This window comes from Streptomyces xanthii, from assembly GCF_014621695.1.
GTDB classification, from domain to species: Bacteria; Actinomycetota; Actinomycetes; order Streptomycetales; family Streptomycetaceae; genus Streptomyces; species Streptomyces xanthii.
Window position 1 is genome coordinate 6,891,254 of the sequence record NZ_CP061281.1, and the last position, 25,363, is coordinate 6,916,616.

Annotated in this window: 25 protein-coding genes; 19 read left to right on the forward strand and 6 right to left on the reverse strand. The window is 73.2% G+C overall.

The window, feature by feature from the left end; translation table 11 throughout:
- Positions 1-4: 4 nt before the first annotated feature.
- Genes IAG42_RS31165 through IAG42_RS31190 form a run of 6 tightly spaced genes read left to right on the forward strand, consistent with a single transcriptional unit; the run spans position 5 to position 7,058 of the window.
- Entirely contained in the window at positions 5-1,669 is a 1,665-nt protein-coding gene (locus IAG42_RS31165; RefSeq protein ID WP_188340289.1) for an amidohydrolase, read from the forward strand.
- Positions 1,666-2,685 carry an ABC transporter permease gene (locus IAG42_RS31170; protein ID WP_188340290.1) on the forward strand — a complete coding sequence of 340 codons (1,020 nt, stop codon included), beginning with the start codon at positions 1,666-1,668 and terminating at the stop codon, positions 2,683-2,685. Before IAG42_RS31165 ends, IAG42_RS31170 begins: the two co-directional genes overlap by 4 nt.
- Positions 2,682-3,557: an ABC transporter permease gene (locus IAG42_RS31175; protein ID WP_188340291.1), complete on the forward strand. Its 876-nt coding sequence runs from the start codon at positions 2,682-2,684 to the stop codon at positions 3,555-3,557. Before IAG42_RS31170 ends, IAG42_RS31175 begins: the two co-directional genes overlap by 4 nt.
- A complete protein-coding gene (locus IAG42_RS31180; RefSeq protein ID WP_188340292.1) occupies positions 3,554-4,576 on the forward strand; it encodes an ABC transporter ATP-binding protein in 1,023 nt (340 codons plus the stop codon). The genes IAG42_RS31175 and IAG42_RS31180 overlap by 4 nt, the downstream gene beginning before the upstream one ends.
- Positions 4,573-5,379 (forward strand): ABC transporter ATP-binding protein, encoded by an 807-nt coding sequence (locus tag IAG42_RS31185; protein WP_188340293.1) that lies wholly within the window; start codon positions 4,573-4,575, stop codon positions 5,377-5,379. Before IAG42_RS31180 ends, IAG42_RS31185 begins: the two co-directional genes overlap by 4 nt.
- 14 nt (positions 5,380-5,393) lie before the next feature.
- Positions 5,394-7,058 carry an ABC transporter substrate-binding protein gene (locus tag IAG42_RS31190; protein ID WP_188340294.1) on the forward strand — a complete coding sequence of 555 codons (1,665 nt, stop codon included), beginning with the start codon at positions 5,394-5,396 and terminating at the stop codon, positions 7,056-7,058.
- Between the two features lies 1 nt (position 7,059).
- On the opposite strand, the gene IAG42_RS31195 is transcribed toward IAG42_RS31190, so the two are convergent.
- Positions 7,060-8,004 (reverse strand): helix-turn-helix transcriptional regulator, encoded by a 945-nt coding sequence (locus tag IAG42_RS31195; RefSeq protein WP_188340295.1) that lies wholly within the window; start codon positions 8,002-8,004, stop codon positions 7,060-7,062.
- 237 nt (positions 8,005-8,241) lie between these two features.
- On the opposite strand from IAG42_RS31195, the gene IAG42_RS31200 reads away from it, so the two are divergent.
- A complete protein-coding gene (locus IAG42_RS31200) occupies positions 8,242-9,600 on the forward strand; it encodes an MFS transporter (RefSeq protein ID WP_223206221.1) in 1,359 nt (452 codons plus the stop codon).
- Between the two features lie 21 nt (positions 9,601-9,621).
- Here the strand turns inward: IAG42_RS31200 and IAG42_RS31205 are convergent, their stop codons facing one another.
- Positions 9,622-10,599 carry an Lrp/AsnC family transcriptional regulator gene (locus IAG42_RS31205; protein WP_188340296.1) on the reverse strand — a complete coding sequence of 326 codons (978 nt, stop codon included), beginning with the start codon at positions 10,597-10,599 and terminating at the stop codon, positions 9,622-9,624.
- Between the two features lie 113 nt (positions 10,600-10,712).
- On the opposite strand from IAG42_RS31205, the gene IAG42_RS31210 reads away from it, so the two are divergent.
- From IAG42_RS31210 to IAG42_RS31225, 4 genes are all read left to right on the forward strand, one after another.
- Positions 10,713-11,957: an amidohydrolase gene (locus IAG42_RS31210; protein WP_188340297.1), complete on the forward strand. Its 1,245-nt coding sequence runs from the start codon at positions 10,713-10,715 to the stop codon at positions 11,955-11,957.
- A gap of 49 nt (positions 11,958-12,006) precedes the next feature.
- Positions 12,007-13,386 (forward strand): DUF3100 domain-containing protein, encoded by a 1,380-nt coding sequence (locus tag IAG42_RS31215; protein ID WP_188340298.1) that lies wholly within the window; start codon positions 12,007-12,009, stop codon positions 13,384-13,386.
- Between the two features lie 82 nt (positions 13,387-13,468).
- On the forward strand, positions 13,469-14,272 hold the full coding sequence (locus tag IAG42_RS31220; protein ID WP_188340299.1) for an aminoglycoside 3'-phosphotransferase: 804 nt from the start codon (positions 13,469-13,471) through the stop codon (positions 14,270-14,272).
- Positions 14,273-14,352: 80 nt separating this feature from the next.
- Positions 14,353-14,871, forward strand: coding sequence for a hypothetical protein (locus IAG42_RS31225; protein WP_188340300.1), 519 nt, complete (start codon positions 14,353-14,355; stop codon positions 14,869-14,871).
- 118 nt (positions 14,872-14,989) lie between these two features.
- Here IAG42_RS31225 and IAG42_RS31230 read toward each other — a convergent pair whose 3' ends face one another.
- Complete coding sequence (locus IAG42_RS31230; RefSeq protein WP_317453345.1) at positions 14,990-15,772, reverse strand: helix-turn-helix transcriptional regulator; 783 nt, start codon at positions 15,770-15,772, stop codon at positions 14,990-14,992.
- A gap of 124 nt (positions 15,773-15,896) precedes the next feature.
- Here IAG42_RS31230 and IAG42_RS31235 point away from each other — a divergent pair, with 124 nt between their 5' ends.
- The 4 genes from IAG42_RS31235 (at position 15,897) to IAG42_RS31250 (ending at position 18,693) form a co-directional block, all read left to right on the forward strand.
- Positions 15,897-16,463, forward strand: a complete 567-nt coding sequence (locus IAG42_RS31235) for a DUF2231 domain-containing protein (protein ID WP_188340301.1) — start codon at positions 15,897-15,899, stop codon at positions 16,461-16,463.
- A gap of 67 nt (positions 16,464-16,530) precedes the next feature.
- Positions 16,531-16,965, forward strand: a complete 435-nt coding sequence (locus tag IAG42_RS31240) for a hypothetical protein (RefSeq protein WP_188340302.1) — start codon at positions 16,531-16,533, stop codon at positions 16,963-16,965.
- A 1-nt stretch (position 16,966) separates the two neighbouring features.
- Positions 16,967-17,614, forward strand: a complete 648-nt coding sequence (gene folE, locus IAG42_RS31245) for a GTP cyclohydrolase I FolE (RefSeq protein WP_188340303.1) — start codon at positions 16,967-16,969, stop codon at positions 17,612-17,614.
- A 92-nt stretch (positions 17,615-17,706) separates the two neighbouring features.
- The gene (locus tag IAG42_RS31250; protein WP_188340304.1) at positions 17,707-18,693 is read left to right on the forward strand and encodes an aldo/keto reductase; all 987 of its coding nucleotides are present in this window, start codon (positions 17,707-17,709) and stop codon (positions 18,691-18,693) included.
- Positions 18,694-18,695: 2 nt separating this feature from the next.
- On the opposite strand, the gene abc-f is transcribed toward IAG42_RS31250, so the two are convergent.
- Complete coding sequence (abc-f, locus tag IAG42_RS31255) at positions 18,696-20,345, reverse strand: ribosomal protection-like ABC-F family protein (protein ID WP_188340305.1); 1,650 nt, start codon at positions 20,343-20,345, stop codon at positions 18,696-18,698.
- A gap of 366 nt (positions 20,346-20,711) precedes the next feature.
- Between abc-f and IAG42_RS38130 the strand changes: the two genes are divergently transcribed.
- The gene (locus tag IAG42_RS38130) at positions 20,712-21,545 is read left to right on the forward strand and encodes a hypothetical protein (RefSeq protein WP_223206222.1); all 834 of its coding nucleotides are present in this window, start codon (positions 20,712-20,714) and stop codon (positions 21,543-21,545) included.
- Complete coding sequence (locus IAG42_RS31260) at positions 21,542-22,714, forward strand: S8 family peptidase (protein ID WP_223206223.1); 1,173 nt, start codon at positions 21,542-21,544, stop codon at positions 22,712-22,714. The genes IAG42_RS38130 and IAG42_RS31260 overlap by 4 nt, the downstream gene beginning before the upstream one ends.
- A 73-nt stretch (positions 22,715-22,787) precedes the next feature.
- Here the strand turns inward: IAG42_RS31260 and IAG42_RS31265 are convergent, their stop codons facing one another.
- On the reverse strand, positions 22,788-22,970 hold the full coding sequence (locus IAG42_RS31265) for a hypothetical protein (protein WP_188340307.1): 183 nt from the start codon (positions 22,968-22,970) through the stop codon (positions 22,788-22,790).
- A 78-nt stretch (positions 22,971-23,048) separates the two neighbouring features.
- A complete protein-coding gene (locus IAG42_RS31270) occupies positions 23,049-23,603 on the reverse strand; it encodes a GNAT family N-acetyltransferase (protein WP_188340308.1) in 555 nt (184 codons plus the stop codon).
- Between IAG42_RS31270 and IAG42_RS31275 the strand changes: the two genes are divergently transcribed.
- Together IAG42_RS31275 and IAG42_RS31280 are read left to right on the forward strand one after the other, a co-directional pair.
- Positions 23,602-24,174, forward strand: coding sequence for a helix-turn-helix domain-containing protein (locus IAG42_RS31275; RefSeq protein ID WP_188340309.1), 573 nt, complete (start codon positions 23,602-23,604; stop codon positions 24,172-24,174). The genes IAG42_RS31270 and IAG42_RS31275 overlap by 2 nt on opposite strands.
- Positions 24,171-25,352 (forward strand): MFS transporter, encoded by a 1,182-nt coding sequence (locus tag IAG42_RS31280; protein WP_188340310.1) that lies wholly within the window; start codon positions 24,171-24,173, stop codon positions 25,350-25,352. The genes IAG42_RS31275 and IAG42_RS31280 overlap by 4 nt, the downstream gene beginning before the upstream one ends.
- Positions 25,353-25,363 lie beyond the last annotated feature (11 nt).

The window sequence follows — 25,363 nt, forward strand, 5'->3', positions numbered from 1 at the left end:
CCCGATGAGCAACGACAACGACAGCGGCGACGCGGCCACCGAGCCCGTCCACCTCTACCGCGACGCCCGCGTCTTCACCGCCGACCGGCGCACCTGGGCCGAGTCCCTCGTCGTGGTGGGCGACCGGCTCGCCTACGTGGGCGACGAGGCCACCGCGGCCCGCGTGGCCGGACCCGGCGCCCGGGTCCACGACCTCGGCGGCTCGACCGTGCTCCCCGGCTTCGTCGACGGCCACGCGCACGTCGTCGGCACCGGAGAAGCGGCGGCCCAGGTCGACCTGTGGGGCGCGCACTCCGTAGAGGAGATCCAGCGGCGCATAGGCGTCTGGGCGAAGGAACACCCTGACGCGCCCCGCGTCCTGGCCACCGGCTGGAAGCACGCCGACATACCCGGCGGCCACCCCGAGCGCGGCATGCTCGACGCCGTCGTCGCCGACCGGCCCGTGTACGCGCAGGCCTACGACTTCCACTCCATCTGGCTCAACACCGCGGCCCTCGCCGAGACCGGCATCGACGCCGCCACCACCGCACCGCCCGGCGGCACCGTCCACCGCGACGAGCACGGCGCGGCCACCGGCCTGGTCGACGAGACCGCGATGCACCACCTCGTGTGGCCCGTGCTCGACGGCTTCACCACCGACGCCGACCGCGACGAGGCCCTGGCGGTCGCCCTGGCGGCCTACGCCGAGTCCGGGGTCGTCGGCTCGACCGAGATGGCACTCGGCGAGGACGACCACGCGGCGATGCGCCGCGCCGACGCCGCGGGCACCCTGACCACCCGCATCGGCGCGTTCTGGCGCGTCCAGCCCACCGGCGACGAGGACTCGAACCTCGCCCAGGTCGCCCGCGCCGCCGAACTCGCCGACCAGCACGCCACCCCTTTCCTGCGCGTGACCGGCATCAAGGTCATGGTCGACGGCACCGTCGACGGCTGCACCGCGTCCCTCGGCAAGCCCTACGTGGACGGCACCAACGCCGACCCGGTCTGGAGCCTCGCCGAACTCGCCCCGGTCGTGGCAGCCGCCGACGCCGCCGGACTCCAGGTCGCGATGCACGCCATCGGCGACGAGGCGATCCGCGTCGCGATCGGCGCCGTCGAGCACGCCGTCGCCGTCAACGGCCCCAAGCAGCGCCGCCACCGCATCGAACACCTGGAGGTCGTCGACGCCGCGGACATCGAGCGCCTCGCGGCCCTCGGCATCACCGCGAGCATGCAGCCCGTGCACGCCGACCCGGCCATCCAGGAGAACTGGCGGCGCGTGCTCGGCGACGAACGCGTCGAACGCGGCTTCCCCTGGCCCGAGATGACCGAGGCCGGCGCCACCCTTGTGCTCGGCACCGACTCCCCGACCTCGCCGCACGCGCCGCTGCCCAACATGTTCATCGCGGCGACCCGGCGCTCGGCCCTCGACCCCTTGCTGCCCGCGAACCTCGCCCACTACGCGCTGCCGCTCGCCGACGCGATCGTGCACGCCACCCGCGACGCCGCCTGGGCCAGCCGCTCCGAGCACCTGCACGGCCGGCTCGCCGAGGGCCTCTACGCCGACTTCATCGTCCTCGACCGGGACATCTTCGCCCGGCCGCTCGAGGAACTCCTCGACACGCGGGTGCTGCGCACGGTCGTGGGCGGCCGCGCCGTCCATCACGTACAGCCGGAGGTGAACCGATGAGTGAAGCGATCACGTCGGCGCCCCTGCCCTCGGGGCAGGTGAAGGCGAGGAAGCGGCCCGGCGGGGCGATCGCGCGGTTCGTCGCCGTGCGCGTCGCCGGTCTGGTGGTGACCCTGTTCATCGCGAGCCTGGTCGTCTTCGGCGCGCTCTACGCCGCGCCCGGCAGCCCGCTCACATATCTCACGCACGGCCGCACCATGAGCCCCGAGGCGATCGCGGCGATCAAGGCCGAGTACCACCTCGACGACTCCGTGGGGGAGCAGTACCTGAGGTGGCTGGGAGGCGTGGCGCACGGCGACTTCGGCACCTCGATCATCTACAACCAGCCCGTGTCGTCCCTCGTCGGCGGACGCGCCTCGGCGACGACCCTGCTCGTCCTGATGGCCGCGGCCATCGTCCTCGTCCTCGGCCTGGCGATCGGCACGCTGGCCGGCCTGAGGCCCGGCTGGGTGTCCCGGTCGGCCATGGCCGCCGCGACGGGCGTCATGGCGGTGCCGACCTTCGTCGGAGCGGTCGTGCTGATCGTCGTGTTCGCCGTCCAGCTGGAGTGGTTCCCGGTGTTCGGGTCGGGCACCTCGGGCCTCGACGCGGTCTACCACATGGTGCTGCCGTCGTCCGCGCTCGCGCTCGCGTCCGTCGCCTTCGTCGCCCGGCTCGCCCAGACCGCCGTCCGCGCCGAACTGTCCGCCGACCACGTGCAGACGGCGATCAGCCGCGGACTGCCGCGCGGCGCCGTCGTCCGCCGGCACGTGATGCGCAACGCCGCGATGCCCGTGCTCACCGTCGCAGGACTCACCGTCGCGGGCCTGATCGCCGGAAGCGTCGTCGTGGAACAGGTCTTCCAGCTCGGCGGGCTCGGCCAGTTCCTCGTCGGCTCGGTCCAGCAGAAGGACTTCCCCGTCGTCCAGGCCATCTGCCTGATGTACGTCGCCGCCTTCATCGTGCTGAACACCCTCATCGACATCGCCTACACACTGCTCGACCCGCGCGTGTCGATCGGGAAGAAGGACTCATGAGCGCAACAGCGGCGGTACGCCGCATCGGAGCCCGCCGGGCCGAACGGCGCCTGGCCCGCCGCACGGGCGGGATCGGAGTCTCCGGCCGGGTCGCGGCCGTCCTCCTCGGCGTCGTCGTGTGCGGCGCGCTGCTCGCACCGCTCGTCTCCCCGCACGCCCCGAACGCCGTCGACCTGTCCGGCGCCTACCAGGGTTCGAGCGGCGCGCACCTGCTCGGCACCGACGCGAGCGGCCGCGACATCCTCTCCCGACTCGTCCACGGCTCCCGGACCGCGCTGATCGGACCGTTCCTCGTCGTGCTGATCTCGACGCTGCTCGGCACGGTCCTCGCGCTCGCCGCCGTGTGGTTCGGCGGCTGGTTCGACCAGATGGTGGTGCGGGTCGTCGACGCCGTGTTCGCCTTCCCCGGACTGCTGCTCGCCATCCTCGCGACCGCCCTGTTCGGCTCCGGCCTGCCGGCCGCCGTCGTCGCCCTGTCCGTCGCCTACGTCCCGTACATCGCACGGATCGTGCGCAGCGCGGCGCTGCGCGAACGCAACCTGCCCTACATCGCGGCGCTCCAGGTCCAGGGCGTGCACGGGCTGCGGATCGCGCTCGGGCACATCCTGCCCAACGTGGGCGGCCTGATCGTCGCCAACGCCACCCTCGCCTTCGGCTTCGCCCTCATGGACCTCGCGGGGCTCTCCTTCATCGGCCTCGGGGTGCAGCCGCCGACCTCGGACTGGGGCGCGATGGTCGGTACCGGCATGGCCGGAGTGCTGCAACAGCACCCGCAGGAGGCGCTGTTCGCCAGCGCGCTCATCGTCGTCACCGTCGGCGCCGTCAACATGCTCGGCGACCGGCTCACGGAGCGCTGGGAGGCCCGCTCGTGAACGCACTGCTCGAAGTCGAGGACCTCACCGTCGAGTTGCCGGTCGCGGGCGAGCCCCGCACCGTGCTGCGCGACGTCTCGTTCTCCCTCGACCGCGGAAGCACGCTCGGCCTCGTCGGCGAGTCCGGCTCCGGCAAGTCCATGACGGTGCGCACCGTCGCGCGCCTGCTTCCCGAAGGCGCCCGGGTCCGCGGCGGCGTCCGCTTCGACGGCGCCGGGGTGTTCGGCCTGCGCGCCGAGGCCCTGCGGTCCTACCGGGCCAAGGACGTCGCGATGATCTTCCAGGACGCGCGGGCGCACACCAATCCGGTGCGCACCATCGGCGACTTCCTCACCGAGGCCCTGCGCATCAACGACCGGATGCCGAAGCCCGCCGCCCTCAGGCGCGCGCAGGAACTGCTCGCCGAGGTCGGCATCGGGGACCCGGAGCGCCGGCTGCGGCAGTTCCCGCACGAGCTCTCCGGCGGCCTGCTGCAGCGCGTCATGATCGCCGCCGCCGTCGCGGCACGCCCCCGGCTCATTCTTGCCGACGAGCCGACGACCGCGCTCGACGTCACCACCCAGGCCGAGGTCATCTCGATCCTGCGGCGCATGCAGCGCGAGTACGGCATGGCGATGCTCTTCATCACGCACGACCTGGAGCTCGCGGGCGCCGTCTGCGACGAGACGATCGTGCTCTACGCGGGTCAGGTCATGGAGCGCCAGAAGTCGGCGCGTCTGCACGAGGACCCGCTCCACCCCTACACCGCCGCGCTGGTGCAGGCCCGGCCCGAGATCGGCCGCCGCGTCGAGCGGCTGCCCGCGATCGCCGGCCACCCCACCACCGCCTACGAGGCCCCGGACGGCTGCGCGTTCGCCCCGCGCTGTCACTTCGCCGAGGACGCGTGCCGGGCCGGGGTGCCGCCCCTGCTGCGGATCGACGCGGCGCAGACCCGCTGCGTCCGCATGCCGGGCCTGCGCGGCCGGCTGGTGCAGGCGGAGCCCGTCGGCGCCGCCACGAACGAGGAGTCCCCGCGATGACCGAACCGCTGCTCGTGGTCGAGCACCTGACCAAGACGTTCGGCCGGGGCCGGGCCGAGGCCACCGCGGTCGCCGACGTCAGCTTCACCCTCGCCGCCGGCGGATCCCTCGGCATCGTCGGCGAGTCCGGCTCCGGCAAGACGACCACGGCCCGCATGGTCATCGGCCTGGAGCGGCCCTCCGGCGGCCGCATCACCTTCCGCGGCGAGGACCGCACCCACCCGCCGCGCTCGGCCCGCAGCCGCCGCGAGCGGGGCCGGGACATCCAGATCGTCTTCCAGGACCCGTACACCTCGCTCGACCGGCGCCAGCGCGTCGGCGAGTGTCTCGCCGAGGTCGTCGGCGTGCACGCCCGGCTCGGCCGGGACGGGACCCGGGAGCGGGTGAGCGAACTCGCCGAACTCGTCGGACTCGACGACCGGCAGCTCGCCGCGCTGCCGCGCTCGCTCTCCGGCGGCCAGCGCCAGCGCGTCGCCATCGCCCGCGCGCTCGCCGCCGACCCGGACGTCCTCATCCTCGACGAGGCCGTCTCCGCCCTGGACGTCTCGATCCAGGCCCAGATCCTCAACCTCCTCACGGACATCCGACGCAAGCGTGGCGTGAGCTACCTGTTCATCAGCCACGATCTCGCCGTCATCCGCCAGGTCACCGACGACACGATCGTCATGCGGAACGGCGCCGTCGTCGAGCAGGGCCCGACAGCCGACGTCCTCGACAACCCGCAGGACCCCTACACCCGGCTGCTGCGCGACAGCGTCCCGCACAGCGGCTGGGACCCCGAAGCCCTCACCGCCCGACACTGACCAGGAGCCCCACCATGTACTCACCCCTTTCGCGCAGACGGGCATCGGCGCTCGCCGCCGTCACCGCCACCGGCCTGCTCCTCGCCGGCTGCTCCGGTTCCGGCTCCACAGACGGCACCTCCGACGGCGGGGCGACCGGTTCCTCCGACGCGCTCACGACCTACACGCCGGCCGGCAAGGGCTCGGTCGACAAGATCACCTGGAACGTCTTCCAGGGCGAGCCGCAGACCGTAGACCCCTTCCAGGCGGCCGACTACACGCCGAACATGATCAACTCGAACATGTGCGAGACCCTGCTCGCCCAGACCCCCGACTTCAAGATCAAGCCCAATCTCGCCACCTCGTTCACCAACCCCGACCCGAAGACCTGGGTCTACAAGCTGCGCGACGGCGTCACCTTCTGGGACGGCTCGCCGATGACCGCCGACGACGTCGTGTGGAGCATGAACCACAACATGACGGACAAGGCGAGCTTCTACGGCTACCTGTACCGCAACGTCGCGTCGATCGAGAAGACCGGCGCCGCCGAGGTGACCGTGAAGCTCAAGCAGCCCGACTACCTCTTCAACGACGAACTGGCGAGCTACGGCGGTGTCGTCGTCCAGAAGAAGTTCTACGAGAAGCACGGCAAGAAGGTCGGTACCCCGGGCGTCGGCCTCATGTGCACCGGCCCCTACAAGTTCGCCAAGTGGACGCGCGGACAGTCGATCACCGCGAGCCGCTACGACGGCTACTGGAACAAGAAGCTGCCGCTGAAGGTCGAGAACATCGACTTCACCTTCCTGACCGACGACTCCGCGATCACCTCCGGCCTCCTGTCGGGCCAGATCGACGGCACGTACGGACCGCCGATGGCCGGCCTGTCCCAGCTGCGCGCCTCGTCCGCGGGCAAGCTCTACTCCGGCCCCGCGCCGCTGGCCGTCACGCTCGTCGTCGCCAACACCAAGGGCGCGATGGGCAACGCCGATGTGCGCAAGGCGCTCCAGATGGCGATCGACTGGAAGGGCATCGGCAAGCAGGTCTACGGCGGCGAGGGCACCCCGGCCTCGCTCCAGACCGTCGAGGCCGTCTACGGGTTCGCGAAGGACGAGCTGACCAAGTACGGCGACTCCGTGAAGACCGACGGCACCCCGAGGATCGACGAGGCCAAGAAGCTGCTCGCCGGCGTCCCCGCCGATGTGCGGAAGAAGCAGATCAGCCTCGTCGTGCCGCAGCAGGCGGAGACTCAGCAGCTCGGCGTCGGCATCAAGGACGCGGCCGACAAGATCGGCCTGAAGTTCAAGCTCGACGTCGTCCCCGCGACCGGCTACTCGAACTACCTCTACGACCCGGCGACCCGCGGCGGCACCGACCTGCTGTACACCCAGTTCTGGCCGAACATCCCGAACCCGCTCGACTGGCTCGGCATCACCGCGGTCTCCGGCGGTTCCTTCAACCAGTCCGGCTACAGCGGCATCGACGACCTCTACGCCAAGGCGGTCGCCGAGAAGGACGAAGGCGCCCGCGCCGCACTGGTCGTCCGGATGGAGAAGAAGCTGCACGACGAGACGGCCCCGATGTTCTCCGGCATCCAGCTCACGAACGACGTGTGGCTCGGCAGCAGGATCACCGGGGCGCCCGCGGCGTTCGACTACGTCTACTACCCGTGGGCGGCCCACCTGGCCGGCACCGGCAAGTAGCTCAGCCGGCCCCGTCCTGCCGGCCGCCACCGGAACGCGCGCCCCGCTCCAGCAGTGCCGCGGGGCCCGACGACCGGAGGCGGCCGACGAGTTCACCGAGCAGCCGCTCGGTGTCCGCGTCCTCGGGCGTGTAGACCCACATCCTGGTGCCCGGGTCGGCGGTCGCCGCGAACCCGGTCGCCCGCAGACCGAGCCGCTCCCCGTCGACGGTCCAGAACGACTTGACCCGGGCCGCCGGGGCGGCCACCTCGTGCCGGGCCCACATCTCGGCGAAACGCGGACTCGCCTCCGAGAGCCGCCGCACGAACCCCGTCCACGCGGCGTCCCGCATCCGATAGCCGAACTCGGCCCTCAACTGGGCCACCATGAAGGAGACTTCACGCTCCCACTCGACCAGCGGCTGGAGCCGCTCCTCGGCCGTGAACAGATGCCACAGCACGTTGCGGTCCCCGGGCGGCAGCAGCGTCAGGCCCGGATCGAGCGCCGCGTACGCCTCGTTGTACGCCAGCACGTCGTAGCGGGCCGTCACGAGCGTCGCCGGGAGCGGGGTCAGCGCGTCGAGGATGGCCTGCTGCCCGGGCGGACCGGGTGCCGTCGCGGGCGCGTCGAGCGGCACGCTCGGGACGCCCGCGAGCCGGTACAGATGGTCCCGCTCCGTCCGGTCGAGCTTCAGTGTCCTCGCGATCGCGTCGAGCACCTGGACGCTCGGGTTGATCCGCCGCCCCTGCTCCAGCCACGTGTACCAGGCGACCCCGATGCCGGACAGCTGGGCGACCTCCTCGCGGCGCAGCCCGGGCGTGCGGCGGCGCGTCCCCTCGGGCAGGCCCACCTCGGCCGGCCCGACGCGCTCCCTGCGCCGCCTCAGGAAGGCGCCGAGCTCGGAGCGCCGCCGCGCCTCTCCACCCGTGTCGGGGCCGGGCGCGGTACGGGGATCGAGGGAGGTCACGGCCCCAGTCTGCGGGACGCGCCCGACGGTAACCAGATACCCCGGGTACCAGGATCACCGGACGCCTGGTCCCCGGACCGGGCCGCCATGAGAGTCACCCTCATGCGACGGACCCGCACCACACCGATTCCCCCCGCCCCAGCCGCACTTCAGGCCGGCCCGGGCCCATCTCCCGTACAGGCACCGACACCTGACACCCGCTCGGGCACACCGCGCGACCGCCGCATGCTGACCGTCATGCTGGGCGCCGTCTTCATGGCCCTGCTCGACTCGACCGTCGTCAACGTCGCCACCCCCGCGATCCGCACCGACCTCGGCACCACCGGCTCAGCCCTGCAACTGATCGTCTCCGGCTACACCGTCGCCTACGCCGCCCTCCTCGTCACCGGCGCCCGGCTCGGCGCCCGCCACGGCTTCCGCACCCTGTTCCTGACCGGCCTCGTCACCTTCACCGCCGCCTCGCTCGTCTGCGGGCTCGCCCCCGGCGCCGCCGTCCTCGTCGGCGCCCGCGCCGTCCAGGGCGTCGGAGCGGCCCTGCTCATGCCGCAGATCTACAGCCTGATCCAGCTCCGGTTCCAGGGCGCCGCCCGCGCCCGCGCGCTCAGCCTCTACGCGGCGGTCATCGGCCTGGGCGTCGTGGTCGGGCAGCTCGCCGGCGGCCTCCTGGTGAGCGCGGACCTGTTCGGCGCGGGATGGCGCCCGGTGTTCCTCGTCAACGTGCCGATCGGCGCCGCCCTCGTGCTCGCCGCGCCGCGCCTGCTCCCCAAGGGCAGGCCAGAACACGCCAAGAGCCTGGACCTTCCCGGCCTGATCACCCTCACCGCCGCGCTGCTCCTGCTGGTCGTGCCGCTGGTCCTCGGCCACGAGCGCGGATGGCCGCTGTTGGCGCAGGCCTCGCTCGTCCTCGCGGTGCCCGCGTTCGGCCTGTTCGCCCTCGTCGAGCGGGTGGTCGCCCGTCGCGGCGGCGCCCCGCTGCTGCCCGGCCGGGTCCTGCGGACACCCGGCCTCGCGTCGGGGGCCTGCGCCAACTTCTTCGCCATGGCCGGGTACTCGGGCTTCCTCTTCTCCTTCTCCCAGCATCTGCAGTCCGGGCTCGGCGCCTCCGCGACCCGCACCGGACTCACCTTCGCGCCGCTCGCCCTCGGGGTCGCCGCCGGGAGCCTGACCTGGCAGAAGGTGCCCGAGCGGTTCCGCCGCACGATGATCGCCACCGGGTGCGCGGCCGCGGCCGCCGGACACCTCGGCATCGGCCTCGCCATGCGGCCCGGCGGCGACGGCGGCCCCGCCCTGCCCCTCCTGCACCTCGTCGTCGGCCTCGGCATGGGCTACGTCACCAGCCCGCTGCTCACCGTGGCCCTCGCCCGCGTCGAGCCCGCCGACGCCGCGGACGCGAGCGGCGTCATGACCACCACCGCCCAGATCGCCCAGGTCCTCGGCGTCGCGGTCTACGGAAGCGTCTACCTGGCCTCGGCCGGCGACCAGAGCGCCCCGGCGTCGGCCCACGCGGTCTTCGTCACCGCGCTGATGGTGGCGGCCGGCGCCCTGGTGAGCGCCCTCGCCGCCCTGACCCTCCCGCGCGGGTCCCGCGTGGGCTGAGCCCGTCACACGCCGAGCCCGTCACACGTCCCCGGAGTACCCCCGTGACCGCGTGTCCGGACCGATGATCTGCGCCATGTGCTTGCGCATGCTGAGCACCACGGAACGGTCGGCGATGCGGGAGTCCGGCAGGGCCGCGCCGAGGGCCATCTCGAAGCGGTTCACATCCGCGAGCCGGCGCAGCCACACCGCGAGGATCAGGTTGTAGCGGCTCGGCGAGGTGAACGCGAGCCGCACCTCCGGCACCGTCCCGAGCGCGGTGCGCACCGTCTCGATCGTGCGCGCCGACGCCTCGACGAAGTACCACGTGTAGACCGGCCAGCCCGACACCTCGCGCGCCAGGTCGGTGCGGAAGAGCAGCTCACCGCCGCGCCGCAGCGTCGCCAGCGCGTCCGCGACCCGCTGCGGCGAGAACCCGTGCCGCTCGGCGATCGCCGTGACCGCGACCCGTCCGTCGCGCCACACCTCGGCCTCGATCGCCTCCCGCAGGTCGTCGGGCACGGTCCGGGCCGCCCGGGCCCGCGGCCCCCGCGGCGGACGCACCCGTGCCGCCTCCTCCGCAGTGAGCGCGCGCAGCCGCCAGTTGGCGGCGTCGACCAGGATCTCGTTGACGGGGTGGGTGCGCATGCCGCGCAGGCCCTCCTTCTCGCCGAGCCGCCGCAGCGCGTAATCGGACAGGTCGGACAGGTCGTCGAAGGAGACGATCGCGAGCAGGTCCCGCGCGCCCGAGCAGAAGTCGAGCACCCACACGGCGCGGTCCTGCTCCAGCTCGCGCGCCGTCGCGTCGATCTGGTCGGGCGCGCACTCGATCTCGATCATCGCGAGCTGGCGGCGCGGCCGGAATCCGGTGACCCAGACGACGCCCTCGTCGCGCAGCCGGTTCCACCTGCGGCCGAGCGTCGCCGCGTCCACGCCCACCACCGGCGCCAGATCGGTCCAGCTCGCCCTCGGTTCGATCTGCAGCGCATGGATGAGGCGCTCATCCGTGGGGTCCAGCATATTTTCCTGCGCCCTCGTACTCACTTGCGCAGTTTATCGGCACTTCGCCCGGTGGACCTCTGCGCAGACCTCACACTGCACGCCAACCGGAAGCCACGCGAGAAGGACCGACCTTGACGAACACCATCTCCCGGACCACCGAAGCGCTCGCGGCGGCCAAGGACACCAAGGACCGCGCCGAGGCCGAGGTGGCCCGCCGCCGCTCCCAGCTCCTCGCCCTGAGCCACGCCCTGCACGCCGACCCCGAGCTCTCCTGGCAGGAGCACCGGGCGGCCGCGCGCGTCGCGGAGGTCCTGCGGGACGCGGGCTTCGCCGTCCACGTCGGCGCGTACGGGGTGGAGACGGCGATCGAGGCCGTCTACGGGACCGGCGACCTCACCGTGGCGATCTGCGCGGAGTACGACGCGCTGCCCGGCATCGGCCACGCCTGCGGGCACAACGTGATCGCCGCCGCGGGGGTCGGAGCCGCGCTCGCGCTCGCCCCGGTGGCCGACGCGGCGGGCCTGCGCGTCAAGCTGCTCGGCACGCCGGCCGAGGAGCACGGCGGCGGCAAGGTCTCCCTGCTCGTCGAGGGCGCCTGGGAGGACGTCGACCTGTCGATGATGGTCCACGGCATGACCGGCGAGGACCGCCCCGCGAACGCGTTCCGCTCCACCGCCGTCGACCGCTTCGAGGTGACCTTCGGCGGCCGCACCGCGCACGCCGCCGCCTCGCCGCAGCAGGGCGTCAACGCGGGCGCCGCCGCGACCCTCGCCCTCACCGCGATCGGCCTGCTCCGCCAGCACCTGCCCACCGACACGAACCTCAACGCCTTCGTGTCGCACGGCGGCGAGGCCACCAACATCATTCCCGACCGCGCCACCGTTCAGGTCGAGATCCGCGCCTACGAGCTGGACGTCTGGCGCGACATGAAGAAGCGCGTCCTCGCCTGCTTCGAGGGCGCCGCCGTCGCGACCGGGTGCACCTGGGCGTGGGCGCCCACCGAGCACGCGTACGCGCCGATGAACCCCGACGAGACGCTCGCCGCGCTGTGGGACCGCAATCTCACCGACCGGGGCCGCACCGTCGAGGGCGCCCCGTCGCTCGGCGGCGGCTCCACCGACATGGGCAACGTGTCGCAGGTCGTCCCCAGCATCCACCCCATGATCGCGTTCCTCGGTGAGCAGGGCGTACCGCACAACCCGGACTTCACCGTGGCCGCGATCAGCCCCGCGGCCGACGACGCCGTCGTCGACGGCGCCGTGGCGCTCGCCTGGACCGCGCTCGACGTCGCCCTCGACGACGAGCTGCGGGCCGACTTCCGCCGTCGCACCGCCGAGCGGCCCGCCGGGGCGACCCGGGTCACCCTCGAGGCATGAGCCCGGTCCCCTCACCGGAATCCGTGTCCTCCCAGCCAGGAGACAATGAATGAGCACCGACTCCACCCTCAAGGAAGCCGCCGCCGTGAGCACTTCACAGGGCGCCCCGGCCGCAGTACGGCTCACCCTGCGCGACGCCCGCCTCTGGGTCCTCATCGGGTTCGCCGTGGTCTTCGCGTCGGCCGCCCAGGCGATCGGCCCGATCGTGGTCCCGGTCGGCGTCGCGGCGGTCACGCTCCTTCCGATGATCTGGGGTCTGCTGGCCGGTGGCATCACGTCGGGTCAGCGGATCAGGCCGCTGCCCGTGGACCTCCAGCAGGCCGCCAACGTGATCATGGGCATCGCGGTGCTCGTCCTGGGTGCCCGGCTCGCGTTCACCATCGGCCCCAGCATTCCCCTGCTGCTCGACGCCGGGCCCGCGCTGCTCCTCCAGGAAGCGGGGCACCTGTTCGGCACGATCCTCGTCGCCCTGCCGCTCGCCGTGCTGCTGCGCATGGGCCCCGCGACCATCGGCGCCACTTTCTCCATCGACCGGGAGACGTCCTTCGCGATGGTGAGCGAGCGCTACGGCGCCGACTCGCCGCAGTACCGCGGCGTGCTGTCGATGTACGTGTACGGCACGATCTTCGGCGCGCTCGTCGTCAGTCTCGTCGCCTCGCTCGCCGCGTCCCTCGGCATCTTCGACCCGCGCGCCCTGGCCATGGGTTCCGGCATCGGCTCCTCGTCGATGATGGCCGCGGGCGCCGCGTCGATCGTCGCCGTGCACCCCGAGATGTCGGAGCAGGCGCTCGCCCTCGCCTCCACGTCGAACCTGATCACCAGCGTCCTCGGCCTCTACATCGGCGTCTGGGTCTCCCTGCCGCTCGCCGACCGCTGCTACCGGCTGCTGACCCGCGACAAGGACGCCGTGCTGCCCGGCCGCCGGCCCAAGGCCGAGCCGGAGGCCCAGGACCTGGCCGCCGACGTGGAGAAGGTCCTCGCCCGGCCGACCACGCGCGTGCCGCTGTGGACCACCACGAGCATCGTCGTCGGCACCGGGCTCGTCGTCGCGGCCGTCGCCGCGCACGGCTTCACCTGGTCGATGATCGCCTGTTACGCGGTCCTCGCCGCGCTCGTCCTGGCGGGCCTGGGCGTCTCCCGGGTGACCCGGGGCCGGCTCCCCGCGATCGTCGTCGTCATCACGCTCGGCGCCCTGCTCACCTCGCCGGTGTCGCCCGTCGCCGGTCGGCTGTCACAGATCGGCGAGAGCGTCGACATCCTCTCGGTCATCACGATGCTCCTGACCATCGCGGGCCTGAGCCTGGGCAAGGACCTGCCGATGCTGAAGAAGATCGGCTGGAAGATCGTCCCCGTGGGCACGACGGCGATCATCGCGTCGTTCGTCCTGTCCACGGTGGCGGCGGAGTTCGCCCTCGGCCTCTGGGGCTGAACAGGGTGCCGGCGCCGCGAGGCGCCGGCACCTCGCCGAAAAGGGCCGGGACGCGGCACCGCCCGTCGACCACAATGGCCCGATGATCGCCTCCGCGCCCCGAGAGCCCGTACAGGCCCCGCCCGTCGTCACCGAGATCGCGGCGGGCCGGCCCGTGCGGGCGGTCTGGGAGAACGAGGCCGGCGGGCTCACGTTTCAGGTCGGGCTCGGCGACGCACGGCAGTTCGTGAAGTGGACGCCGCACGGCAGCGGCATCGACCTCGCCGCCGAGACGGCACGACTGCGATGGGCGTCGGCGTACACCACGGTGCCGCGTGTGCTCGCCGAGGGCGCCGACGGCACCGCAACCTGGATCCTCACCCAGGGCCTGCCCGGGCGCTCCGCGGTGGACGACCACTGGAAGCGCGACCCCAAAACCGCCGTCCGCGCCGTCGGCTCCGGGCTGCGGGCGCTCCACGACACGCTCCCCGTCGCGGACTGCCCCTTCGACTGGTCCGCCGAGAAGCGCCTGGAACGGGTGCGGGCCCGCGCCGCGGCCGGCCGGATCGACCGCGCCGAACGGCACCCGGACCTGCGGCACCTCGGCACGGTCGAGCGGGCGCTCGGCCTGCTCGCCGACATCCCGCCCGCCGAGCGGCTCGTCGTCTGTCACGGCGACGCCTGCGCCCCCAACACCCTGGTCGCCGACGACGGCACACACAGCGGTCACGTCGACCTCGGCACGCTCGGCGTCGCCGACCCCTGGGCCGATCTCGCCGTCGCCACGTGGAGCACACGGTGGAACTACGGCCCCGGCTGGGAGGAGGCGCTCCTCGACGCGTACGGGATCGAAGCGGATCCGGAGCGGATCACGTACTACCGGCTGCTGTGGGACCTGTCGGACTGAGCAACTCGCCCTGAGCGGCGGGCTATTCTCAGCCGGTCGAACGCGTACTCCCCGATCTCCCAGCCGAAGGTGTGAGCCCGATGAACGTGTCCCCGCCCGCCCGTGACGCGATGCTGGACCTCCTCTCGGCGGACGGCCCGGATCCGGAGCACGCCGACGCGTTGATGCTCTACGGCCGGCTGGTCGGGACGTGGGAGATCAGCAACCGCTACCGGTTCCCGGACGGGGAGTGGCGGACCGCCGCGGGGGAGTGGCGCTTCGGGTGGGCGCTCGGCGGCCGGGTGGTGCAGGACGTGCTCCACTGCCCGGACTTCATGGGCCGCTATCCCGGCACCACCGTCCGCATGTACGACGTCAACACCGGGCTGTGGACGATCACTTGGATCTCGCCCAAGCTACCGTCCTACTTCACGCAGACCGGCCGCTCCGATGGCGCCGGCGGAATGATCCAGGAAGGCACGGACGCCGAAGGCAGGCGCTCCCGCTGGACGTTCACCGACGTCACCCCGACCTCGTTCCACTGGAAGGGCTACAGCGAGGGCCCCGACGGGGAGCTCACGTTCTTCCAGGAGATGCACGCGACGCGCACCAGCCTCTAGGTTCCCGTCCGCCGCGCGGCAGTGACGTGTCGAGCGCGAGGTCCCGGTACACCTGCTCCGCCTCGGCGCGCAGCGCGGCCTGCCCGGTGTCCAGGTCTGAGACGTCCACGCGGTCACCCTAGGCGGGAGGCGGCTCGGCTGCTTCTGGTCCGGATTCCCGGTCCGCGTCCGGCGCGCTCGGCATCAGGCGTACGCAGCATTCGCCGGGCTCCGGGGCGAGCACCGCCTCGATGCCGTTGACCTGAAGGCCCTTCAGACAGCCGCCGAGGAACGCCAGGTTCATGCCGCACACCAGGTCCGGGGCCTTCTCGGCCAGCGGGTGGAAGGGGCAGTTGCGGAGCCGGAGCCGAGTGGGCGTCTCACGGAAGGGTTCGTAGCCGCCCGCTTCGAGGAGGTGTTCGCAGGCCGTCAGGCCGCGTTCCGGTCCCATGCGGCCGGGGCGGAGCTCCTCGCGGGCCGCCTCGCCCAGTTCCCTGCCGCGCCGTTCGGAGGTGCGCAGCGCGGCCTGCGTCGCGTTCTCGTCCGCGCCCTCGGTGAGGACGGCGTCCAGGAGCAGGCCGGCCAGCAACTCGTGGCGCCGGTCCGGGATGTTCACCGTGATCTGCGCGTCGGTCGGCTCGTACACCTTTGGTTGGCGGCCGACCTTGCGGACCCCGCCCGGGGCCTCGTACCGCGCCCGCAGCAGCCCCGCGGTGACCAGCTTGTCGAGGTGGAACGCGGCGAGCTTGCGGGAGATGCCGACGCTCGCGGCGGCCTCGTCCCGCGTCACCGCGCGCCGGGCGCGCCGGATGAACGTGAACATACGGCGCCGTGAGTCCTCGCTCAGGACGCTGACCGAATCGATGGCGTTGTCGCCGCCCGGTGCCGGCTGCTCCGGCTGCCCGCTCGTTTCTGAAGCCACACCCCCACAGTAACTCCCACCCGGATGGGCGCAGAGGTCGTGCGGGGTCTTCTGGGCTGCCCCGCTTGACGTCGCCGCCGAATAAGACCAACATTTATTGGTGAAACTAATGGGAGGTCGCGCCATGCCCAGTCAGCCGCAGCTTCAGGCGAAACAACCGGTGAGTTCCCTGCTCGCGGGGCCCTACGGCCACCCCTTCCATCCGATCCTGGTGACCGTGCCGATCGGCGCGTGGGTGACGAGCCTCGTGTTCGACATCGCGTCGCACGTCGTCGGCCGTCCGGGCTTCCTGACCCAGTCCTCGCAGTGGCTGATCGCCGTCGGCGTCATCGGCGCGCTGCTCGCCGCGACGGTCGGCTTCCTCGACTTCTTCGCCCTCCCGCCCGGCACCCCGGCCTTCCGGACGGCGCTGGTCCACATGACGCTGAACCTGCTGGTCACCGCCGCCTACGTCGGCAACTTCCTGTGGCGCCACGGCGAGGACATCGGCCGTGACAGCGCCGTCGGGACCGGGCCGCTCGTCCTGTCCGCGGTGAGCGTGGCGGCCCTGGGCGCGTCCGGGTTCCTCGGCGGCAAGCTCGCCTACCACTACGGCGTGCGCGTCGCGGACGAGCGGAAGCAGGCCGAGGGCTTCACGACGACCCGGCCGTCCGCATCCGATGCGGACCGCACCACCCGCACCACCCGCTGACGGTCACCCGGTCACTCCGTCCCCCGCCACACCATCTCCCCGTCATCCCGATTCCTCGGAGTTCCCCATGGACATCGCCGCATTGATCGCCTGGCTGGTCACAGCCCTGGGCGGCTTCTACATGCTCGGCACCTGGATCCAGCGCGGCGGGCTGCGGCAGCAGCAGTCCGGCACCAGCAGGCTCCCCGCCCCCGTCGTGTTCGGGCACTTCGCCCTCGCCGCGATCGGGCTCGTCGTCTGGATCGCCCATGTGGTGGCGGACAAGGACGCCCTCGCCTGGACCGCGTTCGGCCTGCTGCTGCCCGTCGCCCTGCTCGGCTTCGTGATGCTGGCCCGCTGGATCCCCGTGTACCGCGCCAGGGCGACCGCGCACGGCCCCGCGACGGACGAGGCCCCCGCCGAACGGCACTTCCCGGTCGCCGTCGTGCTGGCCCACGGCCTGTTCGCCGTCGTCACCCTCGTCCTCGTCCTGCTGACCGCCCTGGGCGTCGGGGGCAGCTGACATGAGCGAGTACTCGTACGGAACCGCCGCGCGCCTCGCCACCCAGCAGGCGCCCTCCGCCCCGCCGGCCCTGCGCGTCGTCCACCAGCCCGAGGGCATCGACCTGGCCGCCGCCGAGACGGCCGCCGGACAGTTCCTCGAAGCCCTCGGGATCTCCACCGCCTCCGAGAGCCTGCGCGGCACCCCGGGCCGCATGGCCCGCGCCTACGCGGAACTGTTCAGCCCACGCCCCTTCGACCTGACGACCTTCCCCAACGACGAGGGCTACGACGAACTGGTCCTGGCCCGCCGCATCCCGCTGCGGTCCGTGTGCGAGCACCATCTGCTGCCCTTCACCGGCACCGCCCACGTCGGCTACCTGCCCGGCTCCCGCATCCTGGGGCTGTCCAAACTGGCCCGCGTCGTCGAGCACTTCGCCTGCCGCCCGCAGGTGCAGGAACGCCTGACCAAACAGGTCGCCGACTGGCTCCAGACCCAACTCGAGCCCAAGGGCGTCGGCGTCGTCATCGAGGCCGAGCACTCCTGCATGACCCTGCGCGGCGTGCAGGCGACCGGCTCCAGCACCATGACCTCGACCATGCTGGGCCTCCTCCGCTCCGACGCCCGCTCGCGCAGCGAGTTCCTGTCGCTGACCGGCGCCGCCTCGTAGGGCCGCCGCGCGGACGCGCCGCGTTCCGGCCGGGGGAGCGCCTAGGGTCGACGTCGTCGGCGAACGCCCACCACCCGGCCGGACGGAGAGACATGCGGACACGACGACTCGGGCGCACCGAGGTCGAGGTCACGGAACTCAGCTTCGGCGGCGGCCCGTTGGGCGGCCTGTTCGCCGCGCTGGACGACGACACGGCGGCGGGGGCCCTGGCCGCCGCCTGGGACGGCGGCGTCCGCTCCTTCGACACCTCGCCCCACTACGGCATCGGCCAGTCCGAACGCCGCACCGGCGCCTTCCTGCGCGGCAAGGAACGGACCGCGTTCACCCTGTCCACCAAGGTGGGCCGGCTGCTGGTGCCGCAGGAGGCGGGCGGCCGCACCGACGAACGGTTCGTGGTGCCGGCCACCCACCGCCGGATCTGGGACTTCTCCCGCGACGGCGTCCTGCGCAGCGTCGAGGACTCCCTCGCCCGGCTCGGCCTCGACCGCGTCGACGTGCTGTACCTGCACGACGCCGAGGAACACTTCGAGGAGGCGCTGCGCACCGGATATCCGGCGCTGGCCGAACTGCGCGCCCAGGGCGTGGTCGGGGCGATCGGCGCGGGCATGTACGACCCCGGGAAGCTGGCCCGCCTGGTGCGCGAGACCGACGCGGACGTCGTCATGCTCTCCGGCCGGTACACCCTCCTCGACCACAGCGCCCTGGACGAACTGCTGCCCGCCTGCGCCGCACGCGGCGTCTCCGTTCTGGCCGCGTCGGTCTTCAACTCCGGCCTGCTGGCCACCGACCGCCCCACCAAGGACGCCCGGTACGACTACGGCCCCGCCACCACCGACCTCCTCGCCCGGACCCACCGCATCGCCGATGTCTGCGCCGCCCACGGCGTGACGGTCCCGCAGGCGGCCCTGGCCTTCCCGCTGCTCCACCCCGCCGTCGCCGGAGTCGTCGTCGGCATGCGCAGCGCGGACGAGGTACGCCGCGACCTCGCCGCGTACGCCACGGAGATCCCGGCCGGCCTCTGGCCCGACCTCCGGTCGGCGGGGCTCCTCGACGAGCGCACCGCCGACCTCGGGTCCTGAGGTCAGGCCGGGCGACCGGCGTTCAGTGCCAGACGGCGGCCCGGGAACCGTTCGCGGAAGGCGTGGTCGTGCGAGACCACGACGACCGCGCCCGGATACACGGCCAGGGCCGCCTCCAGGTCCTCCACGAGGTCGAGCGCCACGTGGTTCGTCGGCTCGTCGAGGACGAGGACGTCGGCGGGACGCGTGACCAGGCGGGCGAGCTGGAGCCGCCGCTGCTGTCCGGCGGACAGTTCCGCGACCGGCACGCGCAGGTCCTCCTCGCGGAACAGGCCGAGGGCGAGCAGCCGTTCGGCGTGTTCGTCGGGCGGGCCGGGCGACCCGGCCGCGAACGCGGCGAGCAGCGGCAGCCGCGTGGACCGCGTGGGCAACTCCTGTGCCAGGTAGCCGATCCGGGCGGCGATGCGCACCGTCCCCGTGTCCGGTGCGAGGTCGCCGGCCAGAACCCGCAGCAGCGTCGACTTCCCGGCGCCGTTGGCGCCCGTGACGAGGAGCCGCTCACCGGCGCCGACCGTCAGGGGTCCGTCCAGGCGCAGCCGGTCGCCGACCCGGACGCCCTCCAGTGCGACGAGGGGGCCGTCCTCGCCGGGCCGGGCGCCGGACGTCGTCGTGAGCGCCGCGGTGAACCGGAGCGGGGCCGCGGGCTCGGGCACCGGTGTGCGCCACAGGTGCGCCAGCCGTTCGCGGGCCGCCCGCACCTGTCCGCCGAGCTTCGCCTCGTGCGAGCGGCGGTGCTTGCCGAAGCCCTGCCCCGGATCCTTGCCGGTCGTCGCGAGCCGTCTCCCGGCGGCCGCCACCAGCTCCTCGGTGCGGGCCAACTCCTCGATCCACTCCGCGTGTTCCTGCACGGCGCGGCGGCGCGCCGATGCCTTCGCGGCGCGGTAGCCGGCCCACCCGTCGCCGTACCGGTGCACCGTGCGGCTGTCCCGGTCGACCTCCAGGATCGTCGTCGCGACGCGCTCCAGGAAGAGCCGGTCGTGGGTCACGGCGACGACGGTGCCGCGATGGGCGCGCAGATGCTCCTGGAGCCAGCGCACGGCCGCCGCGTCGAGATGGTTCGTCGGCTCGTCGAGCAGGAGCAGTTCGGGTGCCGCGGCCAGCACACAGGCAAGGGCGAGCCGGGACCGCTCGCCGCCCGACAGCGAGCCGAGCGGCCGCTCGCGGGTGACTCCGGCGAGTCCCAGCCCGTGCAGGGCGGCGTCCACCCGGACGTCGGCCTCGTACCCACCGCGTTCCTCATAGGCGAGCAGGAGTTCGCCGTACGCGGCCAGCTCGTCCTGAGTCGCCTCGCCGAGCCCCTCCTCCGCCGCGCGCAACCGGCGTTCCATGTCCCGCAGTTCGCTCAGCGCGAGGTCGACGGCGTCCTGCACGGTGCGGTCGGGGGAGAGGGCGAGGGTCTGGGCGAGGTGACCGGTGCCGCCGGGGAAGCGGACGGTGACTTCCCCGTCGTCCGGCGCCTCGGCGGCGGCGAGCAGCCGCAGGAGGGTGGACTTGCCGGCCCCGTTCTCGCCGATGACCGCGGCCTTCTCACCCGGTCGGACGGTGAAGGTGACCTGGTCGAGGACGGCCCGGGTGCCGTAGGACTTCGTGACGTCCTTGACGGACAGCTGCGCCGTGGCGGCGGGCACGGCGGTACGGGCGCGTTCGCGCATGTGACTTCCCTGAGGTGTGAGGTGTGCACGGGTGGCGGTGACGGCGACGAGGCGCCGTGCCCGGACTCAGAGGAAGAAGTAGAAGGCCATGCCGCTACTGTACAAGACGATGCGTCTCGTCTCAATCGATTGACGTCATGGTGAAGGAACAGCAGGTCAGTGATCACGTCTGTGGGGTTCTTGTGCGGCGTGGCGTCGGAGCCTTCGGTGGGGGAGGGGTGCGGCCGCCGGCAAGAGTGCTCAACTCCCGCTGTGTCAGGGCCTGTTGAGCGATGTGGCGTTCTGTGTCGCAGGTGAGGGCCGTGCGGTCGCCGGCGGTGCGGGTGCATAGAGTCTGACGTTCACCGTTCGTCCATCGGGGGAGACATGTCTCATTCCATTCCGCCCGCGAACCAGGGGCAGATGCCGCCGGGTTGGGGTCCGCCGCCCGCTGCCGCCCAGCCCGCCCCGCCCGCCCGGAGCGGCGGGCGCAGTGCGGGAGGCGTCGTCCTGTGCGTCCTCGGCGCCCTGCTGCTGCTCGGCGGCTCCGCGCTCGCCGCGCACGCGTACAGCAACAGCCGGCAGACCATCGCCAACGCCCGCTACGGGCTGACCCTCTGGAAGGACGAGCCGGTCGACCGGCTCTTCCCGAAGACCATCGGCGGCCGCGCCGATATGCTCTCCGGCGCCACCGACCCCAAGTACGCGATGTGGGAGCGCCTCGGCATCTCCGCGGAGACCTCCTGTGCGAAGGCGCTGGACGGCAGCATCGGGAAGACGGCGAAGCGGCTCGGCTGCAAGGCCGTGCTGCGTGCCACCTACGTCGACCCCACCGTCAACACCCTCGCGACGGTCGCCCTCGTGGTGCTGCCGCCGGAGGAGTCGAGGCGCGTGGAACTGATGGAATTCTTCGAGGACCATCAGAACGAGGAGCCCGGCGTCAGGGCGCTGCCGGTGCCCGGCACCGCCGCCGCGAACTGGTCCGACGCGCGCCGCTCGGCCGCCGACCTGACGCCCACCGACGGCGAGTACCTCCCGTACGCGCTGGCCGTCACGACCGGCTCGGTCGACGGGCGGGTCGCCGGATGGCTGCCCGGCAAGTGGGGCGAGGACGACGACACCGGGCTCTTCGACCGCAAGGCCATGGCCGGTACGGCCCACGACGTGGCCCGCCTCTTCGAGGGGCACATCGACGACCTGCGGCTGGAGGGCGTGAAGTGACCACCCGGACCACGAACACGGCGGGCCGCTCGCGGCGCGCCCTGCGCGGCACGCTGACCGCCGGCCTGCTCGTCGGACTCGTCGGCGGGGCGGCGCTCTCCGGCGCCGCGCCCGCGGCCGCCGCCACCACGGTGCCCGCGGGCTGGGAGAACGCGGCGCTCGGTCTGCCGGCCGCGCAGCGCCTCAGCCAGGGCGAGGGTGTCACCGTCGCCGTCATCGACTCGGGCGTCGACCCGGACCACCCCTCCGTCAAGGGGCACGTCACGACCGGGCCCGACTTCATGAAGGACGGCAAGAGCCCGAGCGACGACGACTGGGGCCTGCACGGCACCGCCATGGCCTCCGCGATCCTCAAGGTCGCGCCCCGGGCGAAGATCCTCTCGATCCGCTCGATCGACGACTCCGCCGAGGAGGACACCGGCGAGGTCACCTTCCGGCATGACGGCGACCCGATCGCGAAGGGCATCGACTACGCGGTCGAGCACGGCGCCGACGTGATCTCGCTGTCCCTCGGCAACAAGTTCGCCGACTACCAGCGGCCCGTCGCCAACGCGCTCGGGTACGCGGCGAGCAGCGGCATCACGACCGTGGCCGCCGCGGGCAACGCCGGAGACGAGTCCAACGACGGCAATTTCCCCGCCGGTTACGCCAGTGCGATCGCCGTCGCGGCCACCCGGCCCGGCGGTGGCCGGGCCGCGCTGTCCAACGTGAAGACGTACAACGCGGTCGCGGCACCCGGCGTGGGCGTCACCCTCGCCGAACGCTCCGGCGGCTACGCGAAGCGGGACGGCACCTCGGTGTCGACGGCGCTGACCGCCGGAGTGCTCGCGCTGATGTACGCCGAGTACCCGGACCTCACCCCGGCCCAGGCCCGCTCCGCGCTCACCCGCACCGCGAGCCACCCGGGCAGGCACAGCGCGCTCGACGGCTACGGGCCCGTGAACGCGGCGGCGGCCGTCAGGGCGGCCGACACCCGTCAGGAAGTCGAGGCGGAGCCCGTCGAGTACCGCGGCGAGAAGCACTTCGAGACGCCCTCCGGCGTCTCGAAGACCGCCCACGCCCCCATGGAGCAGCCCCTCTGGCTGGGTGGTCTCGGCGCGGCGGTGCTGGGACTGCTCCTGCTGGCCGGCGGCGTCGTGCTCCTGCGCAGGCCCCGCGCGCGCACCTGATCCGGCCCGCACGGAAGAAGCCCGGTGCCCCGCCCCGCCGTCACCGGCGCGGCGGGGCACCCGCGCGTTCGGGTCAGGACGGGCCGAGGTTCTGACGCGTCGCGCTCGCCGCCGACACGCCCTCGTTCAGGCCCCGCGCCGCCGCGGCTGCTTCGTCCGCGCCCCGCTCGCCCGGGCCGCCCCGGCGGCGCAGCGCGACCAGGCACGCGGCGCCCGCGAGCGCGAGTACGGCGAGGATGACGATTCCGTAGACCATGAGCGAGACCCCCGTTCGTCGGGGGCGCGCGGCGCGCGGCCCCCGGATGTGTCCGTGTGCCCTAGTGTCGCCCCGTGCTCAGCTGTCCGAAACCTCCGGGGGTTCGTCGAGCGGCAGGCGCATCAGCGTCAGGTCCAGCCAGCGGCCGAACTTGCGGCCCACCTCCCGCACCGTCCCCGCGTGCTCGAAGCCGTGCCGTTCGTGCAGGCGGATCGACGCCGTGTTGCGCGCCTCGATGCCGGCGATCATCACGTGCAGGTCCGCCGCCCGCGCCGCGGTGATGAGCGTCGACAGCAGCGCCGAGCCGATGCCCAGGCCGTGCCGGCCCTCGGCCACGTAGACCGAGTTCTCGACCGTGTGCCGGAAGCCGGAGTACGCCTTCCACGGGCCGTAGACCGCGAAGCCGACCACCTCGCCCGCGTGCTCCGCGACGAACGCCGAGCCCCGCTCCAGGTGGTCGCCGAGCCAGGCCGCGCCCTCCTCGCGGGTCTGCGGGGTGTCCGTCCACAGCGCCGTGCCGTGCTCGATGGCGTGGTTGCGGATGGCCAGGACGGGGGGCAGGTCCGTGGCCCGGGCCGGGCGGACCGTCACCGCCTGCCGCCCGGGCTCCTCGATCTCGTATATTGGATTCATGTCCAACATCGTAGACCCTCTGGTGGAGCGCATCGGCGCCCGCATCCGTGCCGAGCGGGACCGGCGGCGCTGGACGCTGGCGGAGCTCGCCGAGGAGTCCGGGGTGTCACGGGCGATGATCCACCGGATCGAGCGCGGCGAGAGCAACCCCACCGCCGTCGTCCTCGGCAAGCTCTCGGCCGCGTTCCGGCTGAGCGTCGCCACCCTCCTCGACCCCGACGGCGAGGCGGCGGAGCGGGTGCGGCGCGCGGACACCGCGCCGCGCTGGAACGACCCGGAGACCGGATACACCCGGCGGCAGGTCTCGGGCCCCGGGTTTCCCGCCGAGGTCGCCGAGATCCGGCTCCCCGCCGGGGCGGAAGTCCCGTACCCGGCGGCGGCGTTCGCGTTCCACCGGCAGATCATCTGGGTCCTCGACGGGCACCTCACCTTCCACGAGGGCGACACGGTGCACGAGCTGGACGCGGGCGACACCGTCGAACTGGGGCGGCCCGCACCCTGCGTCTTCGTCAACTCCACGGCGCACGAGTGCCGTTACGCCGTCGTCCTCGTCCGGGGCGACGCGCCGTGAGCCTGCGACGCGGCGCGGTCGGACTGCTGGCCTGCACGGCCGGAGTGGCGCTCGCCAACAACTACGCCATCCAGCCCGCGCTCGGCGACGTCGCCCACGACACCGGCACCTCCGCCGCCGCGATCGGACTCGTCACGACGGCCGCGCTGGCCGGCTGCATCGCCGGGTTCGCGTTCCTGCTGCCGCTCGCCGACCGGGCGGCGCCCAGGCGCCTCGTCGCCGGGCAGCTCCTGCTGCTCGCGGCCGGGCTCGGCATCGCCTCGCTCGCCCACCACGCGGCCCCGCTGCTCCTCGCGTACGCCGTCATCGGCGCCGGGGCCAGTGTCAGCGCCATGGCCTCCACGATCGCCGGGCGCGGGGCCCCCGAGGGGCGGCGCGGGCACGCCGTCGCGCTGGTCGCGGCCGGGATGTCCGCCGGGATCCTGCTCAGCCGGCTCGTCGGCGGGGCCCTCGCGGACGCCGTCGGCTGGCGCGGGATGCTGCTCCTGTCCGCCGCGCTCGTCCTGGCCTGCGCGGCCGCCGCCCGGCTGTGGCTGCCCGCCGAACGCCCCGAGCCCACCGGTACCTACCTCGCGACGCTCGTGGCGCTGCCCAAACTGCTGCACCGCCACCGCACCCTGCGCCGCGCCGTCCTGAACGGCAGCCTCTGGTACTTCGCGTTCAGCCTGGTCTGGGTGGCGCTCACCGTGCGGCTCGGGCAGCCCCCGTACGGCCTGGACGCGGGGACGATCGGGCTCTACAGCCTGGCCGGGGTGCTCGGCTTCGCCGCGCTGCCCGCCGCCGGGCGGCTCGGGGACCGGTACTCGCCGCGCGTCGTGATCGCCGGGAGCATGGCGGTCGCGGCGGTGGGGGCGGCGCTGCTGTGCACGGGGCTCGACCGGCCCGCCGTCACCGCCGCCGGGCTCGCCCTCGTCGACGCCGGGTGCTTCACGGCGCAGGCCGCGAACCAGGCCCGTATCCTCGCGATCGACCCGCGCCGGGGCGGCAGCCTCAGCGGGGTCTATCTCCTGCTCTACTTCCTCGCCGGCGCGCTCGGCGCCGGACTGGCCGGCCCGCTGATCGAGGCCGGCGGCTGGACGGCCGCCGCGGCCCTGGTGCTCGCCGCGCTCGTCCCGGCGGGCCTGCTCGCCCTGCGCCGCGACGAGCGGACGGAGCCGGTGGCCGAGAGTCGCCCCTGAGCCCCGGCCGG

What these genes read in the sequence shown, in the direction of transcription:
- folE (WP_188340303.1), top strand. Translation starts at nt 16,967, where the DNA reads ATGAGCGAGTACTCGTACGGAACCGCCGCGCGCCTCGCCACCCAGCAG.
- IAG42_RS31275 (WP_188340309.1), top strand. Translation starts at nt 23,602, where the DNA reads ATGTCCAACATCGTAGACCCTCTGGTGGAGCGCATCGGCGCCCGCATC.
- IAG42_RS31205 (WP_188340296.1), bottom strand. Translation starts at nt 10,599, where the DNA reads ATGCTGGACCCCACGGATGAGCGCCTCATCCATGCGCTGCAGATCGAA.
- IAG42_RS31225 (WP_188340300.1), top strand. Translation starts at nt 14,353, where the DNA reads ATGAACGTGTCCCCGCCCGCCCGTGACGCGATGCTGGACCTCCTCTCG.
- IAG42_RS31175 (WP_188340291.1), top strand. Translation starts at nt 2,682, where the DNA reads ATGAGCGCAACAGCGGCGGTACGCCGCATCGGAGCCCGCCGGGCCGAA.
- IAG42_RS31270 (WP_188340308.1), bottom strand. Translation starts at nt 23,603, where the DNA reads ATGAATCCAATATACGAGATCGAGGAGCCCGGGCGGCAGGCGGTGACG.
- IAG42_RS31215 (WP_188340298.1), top strand. Translation starts at nt 12,007, where the DNA reads ATGAGCACCGACTCCACCCTCAAGGAAGCCGCCGCCGTGAGCACTTCA.
- IAG42_RS31265 (WP_188340307.1), bottom strand. Translation starts at nt 22,970, where the DNA reads ATGGTCTACGGAATCGTCATCCTCGCCGTACTCGCGCTCGCGGGCGCC.
- abc-f (WP_188340305.1), bottom strand. Translation starts at nt 20,345, where the DNA reads ATGCGCGAACGCGCCCGTACCGCCGTGCCCGCCGCCACGGCGCAGCTG.
- IAG42_RS31235 (WP_188340301.1), top strand. Translation starts at nt 15,897, where the DNA reads ATGCCCAGTCAGCCGCAGCTTCAGGCGAAACAACCGGTGAGTTCCCTG.
- IAG42_RS31220 (WP_188340299.1), top strand. Translation starts at nt 13,469, where the DNA reads ATGATCGCCTCCGCGCCCCGAGAGCCCGTACAGGCCCCGCCCGTCGTC.
- IAG42_RS31250 (WP_188340304.1), top strand. Translation starts at nt 17,707, where the DNA reads ATGCGGACACGACGACTCGGGCGCACCGAGGTCGAGGTCACGGAACTC.
- IAG42_RS31165 (WP_188340289.1), top strand. Translation starts at nt 5, where the DNA reads ATGAGCAACGACAACGACAGCGGCGACGCGGCCACCGAGCCCGTCCAC.
- IAG42_RS38130 (WP_223206222.1), top strand. Translation starts at nt 20,712, where the DNA reads ATGTCTCATTCCATTCCGCCCGCGAACCAGGGGCAGATGCCGCCGGGT.
- IAG42_RS31170 (WP_188340290.1), top strand. Translation starts at nt 1,666, where the DNA reads ATGAGTGAAGCGATCACGTCGGCGCCCCTGCCCTCGGGGCAGGTGAAG.
- IAG42_RS31190 (WP_188340294.1), top strand. Translation starts at nt 5,394, where the DNA reads ATGTACTCACCCCTTTCGCGCAGACGGGCATCGGCGCTCGCCGCCGTC.
- IAG42_RS31200 (WP_223206221.1), top strand. Translation starts at nt 8,242, where the DNA reads ATGCTGGGCGCCGTCTTCATGGCCCTGCTCGACTCGACCGTCGTCAAC.
- IAG42_RS31240 (WP_188340302.1), top strand. Translation starts at nt 16,531, where the DNA reads ATGGACATCGCCGCATTGATCGCCTGGCTGGTCACAGCCCTGGGCGGC.
- IAG42_RS31185 (WP_188340293.1), top strand. Translation starts at nt 4,573, where the DNA reads ATGACCGAACCGCTGCTCGTGGTCGAGCACCTGACCAAGACGTTCGGC.